Annotated in this window: 14 protein-coding genes; 5 read left to right on the top strand and 9 right to left on the bottom strand. The window is 38.5% G+C overall.

Going from position 1 to position 14,023, the window contains the following annotated elements; genetic code table 11:
• Positions 1 to 5: 5 nt before the first annotated feature.
• The 3 genes from DUT68_RS17000 to DUT68_RS16990 form a co-directional block, all read right to left on the bottom strand.
• Positions 6 to 929, bottom strand: a complete 924-nt coding sequence (locus DUT68_RS17000) for an NAD(P)/FAD-dependent oxidoreductase (RefSeq protein ID WP_113639432.1) — start codon at positions 927 to 929, stop codon at positions 6 to 8.
• Positions 930 to 1,025: 96 nt separating this feature from the next.
• Positions 1,026 to 1,646 carry a chloramphenicol acetyltransferase gene (locus tag DUT68_RS16995; RefSeq protein ID WP_113639431.1) on the bottom strand — a complete coding sequence of 207 codons (621 nt, stop codon included), beginning with the start codon at positions 1,644 to 1,646 and terminating at the stop codon, positions 1,026 to 1,028.
• Between the two features lie 54 nt (positions 1,647 to 1,700).
• Positions 1,701 to 2,387, bottom strand: a complete 687-nt coding sequence (locus DUT68_RS16990) for an HAD family hydrolase (RefSeq protein WP_113639430.1) — start codon at positions 2,385 to 2,387, stop codon at positions 1,701 to 1,703.
• Between the two features lie 71 nt (positions 2,388 to 2,458).
• Between DUT68_RS16990 and DUT68_RS16985 the strand changes: the two genes are divergently transcribed.
• Complete coding sequence (locus DUT68_RS16985; protein ID WP_113639429.1) at positions 2,459 to 3,028, top strand: Crp/Fnr family transcriptional regulator; 570 nt, start codon at positions 2,459 to 2,461, stop codon at positions 3,026 to 3,028.
• Here DUT68_RS16985 and DUT68_RS16980 read toward each other — a convergent pair.
• The 6 genes from DUT68_RS16980 to DUT68_RS16955 form a co-directional block, all read right to left on the bottom strand.
• Positions 3,015 to 3,893: a hydroxymethylglutaryl-CoA lyase gene (locus DUT68_RS16980; RefSeq protein ID WP_113639428.1), complete on the bottom strand. Its 879-nt coding sequence runs from the start codon at positions 3,891 to 3,893 to the stop codon at positions 3,015 to 3,017. The two genes, DUT68_RS16985 and DUT68_RS16980, sit on opposite strands and share 14 nt — an antisense overlap.
• A complete protein-coding gene (locus tag DUT68_RS16975) occupies positions 3,868 to 4,317 on the bottom strand; it encodes a methylglyoxal synthase (RefSeq protein ID WP_113639427.1) in 450 nt (149 codons plus the stop codon). The genes DUT68_RS16980 and DUT68_RS16975 overlap by 26 nt, the downstream gene beginning before the upstream one ends.
• A complete protein-coding gene (locus tag DUT68_RS16970) occupies positions 4,289 to 5,593 on the bottom strand; it encodes an NAD(P)/FAD-dependent oxidoreductase (RefSeq protein ID WP_113639426.1) in 1,305 nt (434 codons plus the stop codon). Before DUT68_RS16970 ends, DUT68_RS16975 begins: the two co-directional genes overlap by 29 nt.
• A 187-nt stretch (positions 5,594 to 5,780) precedes the next feature.
• Positions 5,781 to 8,738, bottom strand: coding sequence for a protein translocase subunit SecDF (gene secDF, locus DUT68_RS16965; RefSeq protein ID WP_113639425.1), 2,958 nt, complete (start codon positions 8,736 to 8,738; stop codon positions 5,781 to 5,783).
• Positions 8,739 to 8,921: 183 nt separating this feature from the next.
• Complete coding sequence (locus tag DUT68_RS16960) at positions 8,922 to 9,410, bottom strand: dihydrofolate reductase (protein ID WP_113639424.1); 489 nt, start codon at positions 9,408 to 9,410, stop codon at positions 8,922 to 8,924.
• An 83-nt stretch (positions 9,411 to 9,493) separates the two neighbouring features.
• Positions 9,494 to 10,288 (bottom strand): thymidylate synthase, encoded by a 795-nt coding sequence (locus DUT68_RS16955; protein WP_113639423.1) that lies wholly within the window; start codon positions 10,286 to 10,288, stop codon positions 9,494 to 9,496.
• Between the two features lie 229 nt (positions 10,289 to 10,517).
• Here DUT68_RS16955 and DUT68_RS16950 point away from each other — a divergent pair, with 229 nt between their 5' ends.
• The 4 genes from DUT68_RS16950 to DUT68_RS16935 all read left to right on the top strand — a co-directional run bounded on the left by DUT68_RS16950 (position 10,518) and on the right by DUT68_RS16935 (position 13,932).
• A complete protein-coding gene (locus DUT68_RS16950) occupies positions 10,518 to 11,108 on the top strand; it encodes a DUF1287 domain-containing protein (RefSeq protein WP_198659622.1) in 591 nt (196 codons plus the stop codon).
• 276 nt (positions 11,109 to 11,384) lie between these two features.
• Positions 11,385 to 12,188 (top strand): 4-(cytidine 5'-diphospho)-2-C-methyl-D-erythritol kinase, encoded by an 804-nt coding sequence (gene ispE / locus DUT68_RS16945; RefSeq protein ID WP_113639422.1) that lies wholly within the window; start codon positions 11,385 to 11,387, stop codon positions 12,186 to 12,188.
• A gap of 67 nt (positions 12,189 to 12,255) precedes the next feature.
• Complete coding sequence (locus DUT68_RS16940) at positions 12,256 to 12,669, top strand: OsmC family protein (RefSeq protein ID WP_113639421.1); 414 nt, start codon at positions 12,256 to 12,258, stop codon at positions 12,667 to 12,669.
• A 96-nt stretch (positions 12,670 to 12,765) separates the two neighbouring features.
• The gene (locus DUT68_RS16935; protein ID WP_113639420.1) at positions 12,766 to 13,932 is read left to right on the top strand and encodes an O-succinylhomoserine sulfhydrylase; all 1,167 of its coding nucleotides are present in this window, start codon (positions 12,766 to 12,768) and stop codon (positions 13,930 to 13,932) included.
• Positions 13,933 to 14,023: the final 91 nt, after the last annotated feature.

The raw sequence follows: 14,023 nt of genomic DNA, 5'->3' as shown, positions 1-14,023 counted from the left end.
TTCAATTAATCTTGTAGTGCTTCTTTTTTAATTTCGGCAGCAATTAATTCTTTACTTACGGCTGCACCCGCCATGTTGCCGCTGTATACTGCATTGGCAACGGATCGCATCATGCTGGTATTGTCGCCGCAGGCATAAACACCTTCAACAGTAGTTTTCTGAAAATGATCTGACGCGATTAATCCTGCCTCGGTAAATTCGCAACCCAATTGTTGAGGAATACCGCAGTGCTGTTCAAATTTAATTCTGGCATACAGGGCATTCAATTTTTCGGCACTGCCATCGGAAAACACTAAATGCTTTATTTTACCTTTATCGTGTACAATTTCTACAATTTCTTGCTCGTTGATTTGGATTCCCTTATCGGTGAGTGACTGCTTTTGATCGCCGTTTAAAGCACATTTGCCATTGGTGAACAAGGTAAGCTCTTTAGTCCAGTTCCAAAGCAGTTTAGCAAATTCAAAAGCATCTTCGCCATTGCCCAGCAAACCAGTTTTTTGATTTCGTACCTCATAACCATGGCAATACGGGCAGTGGATTACGCTGATACCCCAGCATTCGCCAAAACCTACGATATCTGGAAATTGATCTTTAATTCCATTAGCAAAAATCAATTTTTGTGCATGAAATACGTTGTTTTTTTCAGTTACTATTTCAAATCCATGATCAGTTTGCCGTCCGCTGACCGCAAAATCCTCCAACAGAGCTACATTATCATACGCCAATACCTGTGATTTCGCTAAATCGCTAATAGCTTTTGGACTTTGACCATCCTGTGTTAGAAAATTATGAGAGTGCGGTGTTTGCCAATTACAAGGCTTGCCGCCATCAATAACCAATACTTGTTTCAGCGCTCTAGCCAGCGACAAAGCGGCTGAAAGTCCGGCGTAACTGCCTCCAATAATAATCACATCGTATTCTTTTTGCATAACAATATCTTTTTCGGTTATTAACTAAACGAATTTAAGCATAGTTTTGTTATTGCAATTATATTGCAATTAATATTTCAAACCGCTGACAAATATTTATTTGTTCATCAGTTCTTGAAACAAAGAGACAAATTTACCCACGTGTAGGCCATCGGCAAGACCATGGTGGATATGTACAGAAACAGCAAACTGTTGGGTGCCATCTTTCTCTATCATTTTGCCAACTGATATTTTAGGAGAGCTGTCGGGGAAGCTGAAGCTACGAGCATGTGATAAGGAAGTAAAATCAACCCATGGAATAGCAGAAAAATGCATATCGCAGGAACCAGGCTGTGCAAGCTTTAATCCTTCCGATTGTTGAACTTCTTCTATTGCTTTTTTTGCATTAGCTATAAAAATTTCTTCATTTGTATGGTAATCAAAGTAGGCAAAACCAAAAGTATCATCTTTTCTGTTGATGGTGGTAGAAACGTTAATTTGATCGTGGATTATAATATCCTCACCTTCAATGCGGTAGCGAAACTCCTCTATTTGGTTAGCGGCCTTCATGGCCCTGTACAGGTAATACAAAAAAAATGAATGGCCTAATTTTTTTGCTTTAGCGTAAGCAGTAGTACAATCAATGTTTACCACAACGCCAAAAAAGGGCTCTTCAAACTGACTAAAAAATCGAAAATGATCTTTACGCTTCCAAGTGTCTATGTTAATTTTTTTCATTTTATGTCGGAGTTTTCAAAAAATCTAAAATTTTGATCCCGAAATTGGGAGCTTTTACAACAAATGGATGATTTGATCCATACTGCGTACGGAATAGAAATTGGGATGATCAATAGGTTCATCGTGTATTTCGTGTTGCCAAGTGGTATGGTAAGGCACTTCTACAGCAAGACCATTAATGGCAAGCACCGGTAAAATATCTGATTTTAATGAGTTGCCAACCATCAAAAAATTTTCAGGTTTACAATCCAGGTGCTTAATCAGTTTTTGGTAGTTCGCCGGCTTTTTATCGCTCATGATTTCGATATGATGGAAATACTTTGCCAATCCGGATTTTTCCAGTTTCCTTTCTTGATCTAATAAATCGCCTTTAGTGGCCATCACCAATCGGTATTTGCCGAACAAGTGCGAAAGGGTTTCTTCAATACCATCCAATAAAATTACCGGCTTTTGAAGTAGTTGATGCCCTATTTTAAAAGCTCCTTCAATTAGTTTACTACTCAGGTTTTCTGGATAAAGTTGATGTAAAGTTTCTATCATACAAAGCATGAAACCCTTTATGCCGTAACCATACATCGGTAAGTTTTTCATCTCAATTTCAAATAGCGATTGAATCACTTGATCAGGATTTTTAGCAGCTACGAGTTCGCTAAACTTCAGCTCTGCCTCCCTAAAATATTCTTCGTTTTGCCAAAGTGTATCGTCAGCATCAAATGCTATAGTTTTGATTTGATTTTTCATCGTTTATCTTTGTTGTGCTGCAAAAGTGGCTTAAATTTTAGAAGTAAAAAAGGACAAATGTCCCCAGTTCCATGTTAAGAACCAATAACGAGTTTTTATCTTACATCAAAGAGTTGTATAGTGATGATGCTTACACCCGTTACATCAAAGTGCAGCAATTGACAGTTGATGCCCAATTTTTAACCCAAGGCGAACGTGTACACCAAATTTATATCATTAAGGAAGGCATAGCGAAATGTTTTTTCTCGGAAGAAAACGGCAAAGATTATATCTTGGAATTTTTGGGCAAAGGTGAAATATTAGGCGAGATAGAAGCGATTAGAGAAATGCCGTGCTTATGTAACGTAGCAGCGGTGACCACGCTAGAAGTTTATAGCATATCCATTAAACTGTTTAATGACTTGATGGATAAGGATATGCGTTTAAATAAGTTGTTGCTGAAGGAATTGGCCGAACGCATGGTGAATACCTCTAGCAGGGCTTCATTTCAGCAACTTTATACCGTGGAGCATGGTTTGGCAAAACTATTGGAATTACGAGATAAGCAGCAACTACAACTCAGTAAAGAAGATATGGCTGCCTATTTGGGTATTACGTTAAGAAGTTTGAACAGGGCGTTGAAAGGCTTTAGCCACCATTAAAAATATGCGTTGAAAATAACATCGCCTCTTGCCATTTTTCCGTATTTAAGTGAGGATTTAAACCTTGTGTAGCTAGGTAGTCGATCACGTCTTCTGTTGCAATGTTTCCTGTTAAATCATCTGCAGCCATAGGGCAGCCACCGTAACCCTTTAAAGCGCTATCCATACGGGTGCAACCTGCTTCAAACGCTGCTGCAATTTTCTCTAAACGTTGCTGTGGCGTGCTGTGTAAGTGTAAACCAAATTCAACGTTTGGAAATTCATTGACTAGGGGAGGAAGTATTGTTTTGATTTTTTCAGGAGTAGATACGCCAACGGTATCAGCAACGGCTATAATTTTTGCTCCCTTTTTTACTAACTCCTCAGTCCAATGTGAAATGATATCAGTATTCCACTCATCCCCGTAAGGATTGCCAAAGCCCATAGATAGGTAAATAACGGCTTCTTTTTGATGCTTATCGCAAATTTCTAGCATTTGCTCAACAGTTACTAGTGATTGTGCTATACTTGAATTGGTATTGCGCTGTTGAAAGGTTTCAGATATAGAAAATGGAAATCCTAAATAGTTAATTTCTTTATGTTTCACCGCATTTTCAACCCCTTTCAAATTAGCAACAATGGCTAATAATTTCGTATTGCTACTTAGGTCTAGTTGCGCTAAAACCTCCTCTGTATCTCTCATTTGAGGTATCGCTTTCGGTGATACAAAACTTCCGAAATCCAAAGTATCAAAGCCCACTTGAAGCAACAAATTGAGATAGGCCACTTTCAAATTGGTAGGCACAAAATCATGCAAGCCCTGCATGGCATCACGAGGGCATTCAATTAACTTAATGTGGTTAGACTTTTCTGTTTTTGTATTCATCGTAATCGGTAAGCGCTGCAGTGTAAGTGCCTTTCATGTAGGGCGATGATATTAAAAAATCGGCGGTAGCTACATCGCAAGCCATAGGGATATTCCAAACAATGCCCACACGCAATAGCGCTTTTACATCAGGGTCATGCGGTTGTGCTTCCATCGGATCCCAAAAGAAAATGAGTACATCAATTTCACTCTGCGCTATCAAGGCACCAATTTGTTGGTCGCCACCAAGCGGGCCGCTCAATAATTTTTTAACGGGCAGCTGTAAGTTTTCTTCCAGTAGCCTGCCAGTGGTTCCAGTAGCTACTAAGTTATGTGAGCTAAGTGCTTCTCGATTGACTGTCGCCCACTTAATTAAGTCATCTTTCCTATGGTCATGCGCCACAAGGGCAATGGTTTTATTCGCTTGAAGCTGTTTCTGGGTCATGTATTCGTTTGTATTCTTTGTAAGGTTTAAAGGTTCTGATGATTAAACGTGTGCCTCTATCATAGCTAAAGTAACTCCAAACCCAATTTACAAAAACCACCAATTTATTTCTGAAGCCTACTAAAGTCATTAAATGTACAAACATCCAAGTAAACCAAGCAAATATTCCTTGAAATCTTATTTTGTTGATATCAACTACTGCTCTGTTTCTTCCAACAGTAGCCATGGCACCTTTATCAAAATATTTGAAAGCTGTAGTTGGTTTATTTTCAATGAGGTTAATGATGTTTTTTGCCAGATTTTTACCCTGTTGGATGGCTGCTGGTGCAACGCCGGGGTGACCATTTGGGGTTTGTGGTGTAATCATAGCTGCTACATCGCCAATGGCAAAAACGTTTTGGTAACCTTCCACCAAGTTGATTTCGTTCACTTTTAACCTATTTCCGCGTACTACTGCTTCGGTACTTAAGCCATCAAGCACTACGCCTTTTACACCTGCACTCCAAATCACAGTTGCAGAGCCAATTTTTCTGCCATCAACCAAAGAAAGTGTTTGCCCATCATAGCCTTGTACTCTAGTTTCCGTGTAAACGGTTACGCCAAGCTCTTCCAAAAACTGTTTTGATTTTTGTTGTGCCTGTACCGACATGGCGCCAAGTAGCTCTGCTGAACCTTCAATTAGATAGATGTTTACTTTATTTAAATCCAGTTCTGGATAATCATTTTTAAGTACATGCTTTTTAAGTTCGGCAATAGCTCCGGCGGTTTCTACACCGGTTGGTCCGCCACCAACTACAACGAAGTTTAACAGCTCGTTTTCCTTAACCGGATCTTGCGCAATAATGGCAGCTTCTAAGTTTTGCAGAATTAAGCTCCTTAAGTTAAGTGCCTCCGGAATAGATTTCATCGGCATGGCATTTTGAGCAATCTCTGTTTGGCCAAAAAAGTTACTGGTTGATCCGGTAGCGATTACCAAATAATCGTACTCGCATTCGCCAATAGTAGTTTCTAAACGGTTAAGTTCGGGAATAACTTTTTTCACTTCCGTTACTCTAAACTTAAGGTTTTTTTGACCTTTGAAAATCTTTCGGATAGGAAAAGCAATGGAATCCGCTTCTAAGCCGCCCGTTGCTACTTGGTAGAGTAGGGGCTGAAAAGTGTGGTAATTATGTTTGTCAAGAATAACAATATCAACATTTTGATGCTTCAGCTTTTTTGCCAGCTCAATGCCGCCAAAACCGCCACCAATAATTACAATTTTCTTTCTCTTTTCCATAGTAAATAAACTAAGTAAAGGCCCATTTGGTTTGCGGTAAATATAGTGAATTGCTTTGTTGGATATTTAGTTGTTTCGTTTTAGTTGCGTTATTTAATTGTAATCTGTTGAGTTTACCAGATGGTATAAAAAACAAAGGTCCCGAATAACTCCGGGACCTGTTGATTTATAATTTGGTTTTTAAGTTCTACTTAGTAGCCTTATCGTCGTTTGATAAGTCGATTACGATTGGCGTAGAGATACATAATGATGAATAAGTACCAATGATACGACCAATTAACAATGCGAAGATGAAACCACGGATGCTATCGCCACCGAAAATAAAGATCACGATCAATACGAAGAATACTGACAATGAAGTTAAGATGGTACGGCTTAACGTGCTGTTCAACGCAAAGTTGATTAACTTGTTGCGTTCTTCGCCGTAAGCATCATCTTTACCAGTGTGCTCTAAACGCTCACGGATACGGTCAAATACGATTACCGTTTCAGTCATGGTGTAACCCATTACCGTTAAAATTGCTGCGATAAAATCTTGACCAATCTCTAGAGGGAAAGGAAGCACGCCATCTAAAATGGTGTAGAAAGAAAGTACTAAAAGCACATCGTGGAATAATGCGATTACCGCACCTAAACCATATTGCCATTTTTTGAAACGTACCAAGATGTAAATAAACATCACTAAACAAGAGAACAATACCGCGTAAACTGCGCTAGTAATGATATCGCTTGCAATAGTTGGTGTTACTTTTTGTGAACTTTCAATGGTATATTTTGCACCCATACCATCTAAGCCTTTACGCAAAGCAGATTCTACCACTTTATCAGCATCAGCAGCTTGATCAGTGATATGGTAAGGTGTAGTGATTTTTAATGAGTTATCAGTTCCAATGGTTTTTACCAAAGCCTCTTCGCCTTCAAAATTAGCAGAAAGAGTCTTAGCAACATCTTCAGTGTTCATTTGTTTGTCGAACTTCACCATGTAAGTTCTACCACCTTTAAAATCAACACCTAAGTGTAAACCACCATTTTTAAAGTACATGGCCACACCAGCAATGATAATTACACTTGAAATCACATAATATAACTTTCTGCGACCAACGAAGTTGAAGGCTAAGTTTTTGAATGCGTTTCTAGTCATACTATTATCGAAAGTGATGTTAGCTTTTTTATCCATCATTGATTCGAAAATCAAACGAGAAATTAATACCGCTGCGAATAATGAAGTAACGATACCTACACACAAGGTAGTAGCAAAACCTTGTACTGGTCCAGAACCGAATACAAATAAGATAATACCTAAGATGAATACGGTAATGTTTGAATCTAGGATAGAAGACATTGCATGTTTAAAACCTTCTCTTATCGCTAAATTAGTTGATTTCCCTTGCGCCAACTCTTCACGTACACGTTCAAAAATCAGGATGTTGGCATCAACCGATAAACCGATGGTTAATACGATACCTGCAATACCAGGAAGCGTTAATACCGCACCAAATGCAGCTAAAACTCCCATGATAAAGAATACGTTGATTAACAGAGCGATGTTAGCTACCCAACCAGCTTTATTGTAGTAAAATGCCATGAAAGCAAGAATTACTACGAACGCTAATACGAAAGATAACAAACCGCTGTCAATAGCTTGTTGACCCAATGAAGGACCTACAACGAAATCCGAAACGATTTTAGCAGGAGCAGGTAACTTACCAGCCTTCAATACGTTAGCTAAATCTTTAGTGTCTTCGGCAGTGAAGCTGCCAGTGATAGAAGAAACACCGTTAGGAATTTCGTTTTGTACGGTAGGAGCGGAATAAACTGTGTTATCTAATACAATTGCAATTGCTTTTTTGTTATTAGGATCTGCTGAAGCTTCAGCAGTCATTTTTTTCCATTTTGCAGCACCTTCACTAGTCATGAACATGGTTACATCAGGATTGTTCTTTTGATCGAAACCAGCACGAGCGTTAGCTACAGCATCACCGCTTAAATCAGGACGGCCATCCAATGAAGTAACTTTAATCGCATAAAGTTCGAAAGTTTTTGAACCAGCTCTAGGTTTTAATCCCCACATGAACCTCATGGTAGTTGGAACTAAAGATTTGATTTCTGGCTTAGCCAAGTAAGCGTTTACTCTAGCTGTATCTTTTTGTTGTGCAAAACCAACTACCGGACCAGGGATAAACTGTTGTTGTCCGTTAGCATCCATGCCAACTGGTAAATTTAAAACTGCAAATAAAGGATTGTTTTTTACCGCTTCAGCAGCTTTGGCGTCTTTAGAAGTGTCGGCAGGTTTAGCTGCAGCACCTTTTGTTAAACCAGCTAATTTACCGCCTTTAGCAGTAGTATCAGTAACTGCTGCTTTAGCAACAGTATCTTTTAAAGTTGAAGCAAGGGTTTTATTGATGTTATCCAACACAGGATAAACTTCCTGCGATTGGTAAACTTGCCAAAATTGTAATTCAGCAGAACCTTGTAATAATTTGCGAACACGTTCTTTATCCTGAATACCTGGCATCTCGATGAAGATCCTGTTAGAACCTTCTTGTTTTTGCATGTTAGGACTTACTACACCAAAACCATCAATACGGCTACGTAAGATGATGAACGATCTGTCGATGGCGCTAGTAGCCTCTTTGCTTAAGTAAGATTTAACTTCAGAGTTGCTTGCAGTTGCTTTTAACTGTGCTGAGTTATCTTGGTTAGCGAAGAAATCAGCCAACTTTCCGTTTGGAACAAGTTTCTCGTATTCGCTTACAAACAATGAGATGAAATCTTTTCCACCGGCATTCATCTGCGTTTGCGCATTTGATAAGGCTTTATTGAAATTCTCGTCAGAAGTATTGTTGGCTAATGATTTAGTCAACTCCGCTAAAGAAATTTCCATGGTAACGTTCATACCACCTTTAAGGTCAAGACCTAAATTGATTTCTTTGCCTTTTACTTGCTGATAGGTAAGGCCCAAAAGAGGATATACCTTTTCGGTAGCCATCGAGTCTAAGTATGCTTTTTCTTTAGCTTCATCGCCTTTTGCAAATTCCTTAGCCTTTTTCTCTACGTTGTAAGTAATGATGTTGAAAGAAAGTGAATACAGACAGACAATACCCAAAAGTATCGCCATAAATTTTATAAAACCTTTACCTTGCATTGTTTGTTTAAATCTATTTTATAATAAGCTGTTTTTTAACAAGTCGGCAAATCTAATTATTTTTTTAAATAATAGAACTGCTAAATGTAATTTTATTGGGATGTGGAAATTATATTAAGCCACAGGGGCACAAATGATTTTAATTGCAGTGCCCATAGTTCATCTTATCTATTTGCGGCACCCTTAACGCCGCTCCAAAGTTGAAAAAGTATAAGCGAATTTGTTTTTTTCGTCGGGCAAATGATCTTCTTTCCATATTTCTACCCAAGTTTCGTTGTCCAATTCCGGAAAAAAAGCATCAGCGTCAAATTCTTGGTGCACACGGGTCAATTCAATTTTATCGCAAAGCGAGATGGCTTGCCTGTAAATCTCAGCACCACCAATAATGAATGCCTTCTCTTCATTTTGGCATAATTTCAAAGCTTCATCTAAAGAGTTCACCACCTCCGCACCATCCAAATTTAAGTCTGTTTGTCTGGTGATAACGATGTTTCTTCTGTTTGGCAGTGGTTTTCCAATGGAACCGTAGGTTTTACGCCCCATAATGATGGCATGCCCAGAGGTGATGTTTTTAAAATGTTTTAAATCGGCAGGTAAGTGCCAAAGTAATTGGTTGTTTTTGCCAATGGCGTTATTTTCTGCTATGGCGACAACGATGGTGGTTTGGTGCATTCTTTCAGAGTTGCGTCATTGCGAGGCACGAAGCAATCTCTTCCACTTTAAGATTGCTTCGTGCCTCGCAATGACGATATAATTTAAACCGCTACTATACCTTTAATATGTGGATGTGCTTCGTAATTTAACAATTCAAAATCTTCAAATTTGAAATCGAAGATATCTTTCACCTCAGGATTGATTTTCATGGTTGGCAATGGTTTAGGATCTCTGCTCAACTGTAATTTTACCTGCTCCAAATGGTTGTTGTAAATATGTGCATCGCCAAAGGTATGAATGAAATCTCCAGCCTCTAAGCCGCAAACTTGCGCAACCATCATCGTGAGTAAAGCGTAGGACGCAATGTTGAAAGGTACACCTAGAAAAATATCTGCACTGCGTTGGTATAACTGACAGCTTAACTTGCCATCTGCTACATAAAACTGAAAAAAGGCATGGCATGGAGGTAGCGCCATGTTTTCAATTTCAGCAACGTTCCAAGCTGAAACAATAATTCTCCTAGAGTCCGGATTGTTTTTAATGGTGTTGATGATTTGAGTAATTTGGTCAATATGGCCACCATTTGGGGTTGGCCAGCTGCGCCATTGCGAACCGTACACAGGTCCTAAATTTCCATTCTCATCTGCCCATTCATCCCATATACGAACGCCATTGTCTTTTAAATACTTGATGTTGGTATCGCCTTTTAAAAACCAAATCAACTCGTGGATGATAGATTTTAAGTGCAGTTTTTTAGTGGTCACCATTGGGAAACCCTCTTGCAAATTGAAACGCATTTGATAACCAAATACGCTGATGGTACCTGTTCCCGTTCTATCGTGTTTTTGTGTGCCGTTATCAAGCACATGCTGCATCAAATCTAAATACTGTTTCATATAACGCTACGCTTTTTCATCCTAACGGCAGGAAGGATCTAACAATTAAAAATAGATTCTTCGCTACGCTCCAAATGATGGCCAATATAACATGCCTAAAATGTAAAATACAAATCTAGCTATTAAAACTCAACCTCGTATTTATGTTTTTCAACAGTGTTGATGATTGTTGGAATTCTATGATCAAAATCGAGATTTTATCTTCAAAATCAACTAGATTTGTTCAACCATGATGTTTAGAAAAATAGTACATTTTGTTGTTTTAAGCAGTTTGTTTTTTACGGCAAGCTTTGCGCAATCGTTAACCCCTCAAAAGCTTTCTGATGCTACCATTACCTTAACCAGAGATAAAGTAGTTTACGACCCTGCTTATTTTAGAATAGCGTATCCTAATGGCGATGTGCCAGCGGATAGGGGAGTTTGCACCGATGTAGTGATTAGAGCTTATCGGAAGTTGGGTATTGACTTGCAGAAAGAAGTACATGAAGATATGAAGGCCAATTTCAGGTTGTATCCAAACAATTGGGGCATGAAAACTACTGATAAAAATATTGATCACAGGCGTGTGCCTAACTTGATGGTGTTTTTTAAACGTAAGGGTAAGGTAAAACCGATGACAAAAAAATTGGAAGACTACCTGCCAGGAGATATTGTTTGTTGGGATTTAAACGGCCGACAATTACATATAGGTTTAGTGGTCGACAGGAAATCAGGAGACGGTAAGCGTTATTTGATTGTACATAATATAGGCTCGGGTCAGGTAATGGAAGATGTGCTATTTGTTTGGAAAATTATTGGACACTATAGTTATAGGTTATAGTGATTTACGAGTTACGATTTTAGATTTACGATTTGTAAGTCTGAAAGTTTAGTGCTCTTTATATTAGTGGCGATAAGTCATAAAAAATAACCTTAATGCTCTCCGTGACTTAATGTTTAATAATAGGAATTTAGATTTACGATTTATAGGACTTAAAGTTTAGTGCTCTTCGTATCTTCGTTGCCATAGACACAAAAATTCAAAACTTAGTGCTTTTTGTGTCATTGTGTTTAAATTAAATCTAAAATCGTACTTCTACAATCTAAAATCAAAAAGATGTTAACATTTGCAAACGCAAAAATAAATCTGGGCTTATTCCTTACAGAAAAACGTGCTGATGGCTATCATAACTTGCAAACTGTTTTTTATCCCATCCGGATAAATGACGTGGTAGAGTTGATAGATGCGGAGGAAACTTCGATGTTGATTAAAGGCGTTGATATTCCAGGTGATGCTGGTGATAATATCTGCATCAAGGCGTTTAAAATTCTGCAGAAAGATTTTGACCTGCCTAACCAACAAATTGTGTTGCTTAAAAATATACCAGTTGGTGCTGGATTAGGAGGTGGAAGTTCGGACGCTGCTTTTTTAGTTAAACTCGTTAACCAGAAATTTAATTTAGGCTTATCTGTTGAACAAATGGAAGCCTATGTAAGGCCTCTTGGAGCTGATTGCGCATTTTTTGTAAAAAACAAACCTACTTATGCTTTTGCCAAAGGCGATGAATTTGAGGAGTTATCCGTTGATTTATCGGCATATTACTTGGTGTTGGTTAAACCTCCCGTACACGTTTCTACGGCGCAGGCTTACAGCAAAGTAAATGTAAAGCAACCTTCTACTTCTTTAAAAGATTTGATACATTTGCCCTTACAAGACTGGCAAGCTCATATTTTCAATGATTTCGAGCCATCAGTGTTCCAACAATATCCACAAATTGAACAAATAAAGACAAAGCTTTACCAAGCAGGAGCTAAATTTGCACTGATGAGTGGAAGCGGATCATCTGTTTTTGGAATTTTTGAAAATGAGGTGAAATTGCCAGACTTGGAAAAAGATAATTTAGTTTTTTACGATTTATGAGGTATTAGGCATGAGATGTAGGGCATAAGATCTCACATCTCATATCCCAATACTCAATACTACAGAAATGGAAATCAACCTGATCCGCAAAAGCGGAAAATTTAATTTTAAAGCTACAAATAGTGGTGGTTTTTCGGTAGAACTAGACGCCAACCCTGCCATTGGCGGAACTGGAAAGGGATTTAGACCCATGGAAACGCTGCTTGTTGGCTTGGGCGGTTGCAGCGGCATTGATATGGTGAATATCCTTACCAAGCAAAAGGAAGATTTAAAAGACATCAAAATCAATATCAAAGCCACAAGGAGAGAAGATGAAACTCCAGCGATTTTCGAAAATATTGATATTCAATTCAACTTATTTGGCGAATTAAGCGTAGCTAAGGTTGAGCGTGCTTTGCAAATGACCTTTGATAAATACTGCTCTGTTTCTAATATTTTAGGCAGATCAGCAACTATAAATTTTACATATACCATAAATTAGCCCCACCCAACCTCCCCAAAGGGAAGGAGAGCATAATTTAAACTCCCCTCCTTTGGAGGGGTAGGGGGAGGCATTATATCCAATACTATTACTACAATGTCTGAAAATTTTGAAACCATCGCTATACGCACTCAAACCGAAAGAAGTTTACATAAGGAACACTCTGCACCAATTTATTTAACTTCTAGTTATAAGTTTGATGACGCGGAAGAGATGCGTGCTTTGTTTGCCAACGAAAAAGAAGGTAATGTGTATAGCCGTTATTCTAATCCAAATACTTCGGAGTTTATAGAGAAAATGGCGTTATTGGAAGGTGCTGAAGATGGGTTTGCCACGGCTACAGGTATGGCAGCAATTTTCACCACTTTTGCTGCTTTCCTAAAAAATGGTGATCATATTGTTTCTAGTCGCTCAGTTTTTGGCTCAACTCACCAATTGCTTACCAATGTATTTGCTAAGTGGGGAGTTACGTTTGATTACGCAGATTTAGATAAGCCACAGGACTGGGAAGCTTTAATAAAATCAAATACTAAAATCATTTTCGTTGAAACGCCTTCAAATCCGGGTATTGATATTATTGACTTAGCATTTTTAGCTGAATTAGCAAAAAAACACAATGCTTTGTTGGTGGTAGATAATTGCTTTGCTACACCTTATTTACAACAACCAATTAGATTAGGCGCTGATATCTCTATCCATTCAGCTACGAAATACATTGATGGACAAGGGCGTGCATTAGGAGGGATGATTTTAGGCAGCAAGGCGTTGATTGCGGAAGTGGTAGCATTTGCTCGCCACAGCGGTCCGGCACTTTCTCCTTTCAATGCTTGGATTTTATCAAAGAGCTTAGAAACTTTGGCTGTACGTATGGATCGCCATTGTGAAAATGCCCTTAAAGTGGCCGAATATTTGGAGAAACACCCTAAGATCAAGTTGGTAAAATATCCTTTCTTAGCTTCGCATCCACAGCATGAAATTGCCAAAAAACAAATGAAACAAGGTGGAGGTATTGTTACGATTGTGGTTGAAGGTGGCGTAGATGGCGCTAGAAAATTTATGGATGGCTTGAAAATGTTTTCTATTTCTGCAAACTTAGCAGATACTAGATCCATAGCAACACATCCTGCTACAAGTACGCACAGTAAACTTACCGAAGAAGAACGAAATATTGTAGGTATTGAACAGGGTTCTATCCGATTGTCAATTGGTTTAGAACATATTGATGATATTTTGAAAGATATTGAGCAAGCGCTAGGCAGTTAGCAGTTGGCAGTTAGCAGTTTTCAGTTTTCAGTTAGCAGTTTTCAGTTAACAGTTTTTCAATTAACAGTTTTCAGTTGGCATTAAGCAAAAA

This window comes from Pedobacter zeaxanthinifaciens (assembly GCF_003313335.1).
Lineage (GTDB): Bacteria > Bacteroidota > Bacteroidia > Sphingobacteriales > Sphingobacteriaceae > Pedobacter > Pedobacter zeaxanthinifaciens.
Note: the sequence above shows the minus strand (reverse complement) of the source record. Positions and strands in the feature narration are given on the sequence as shown.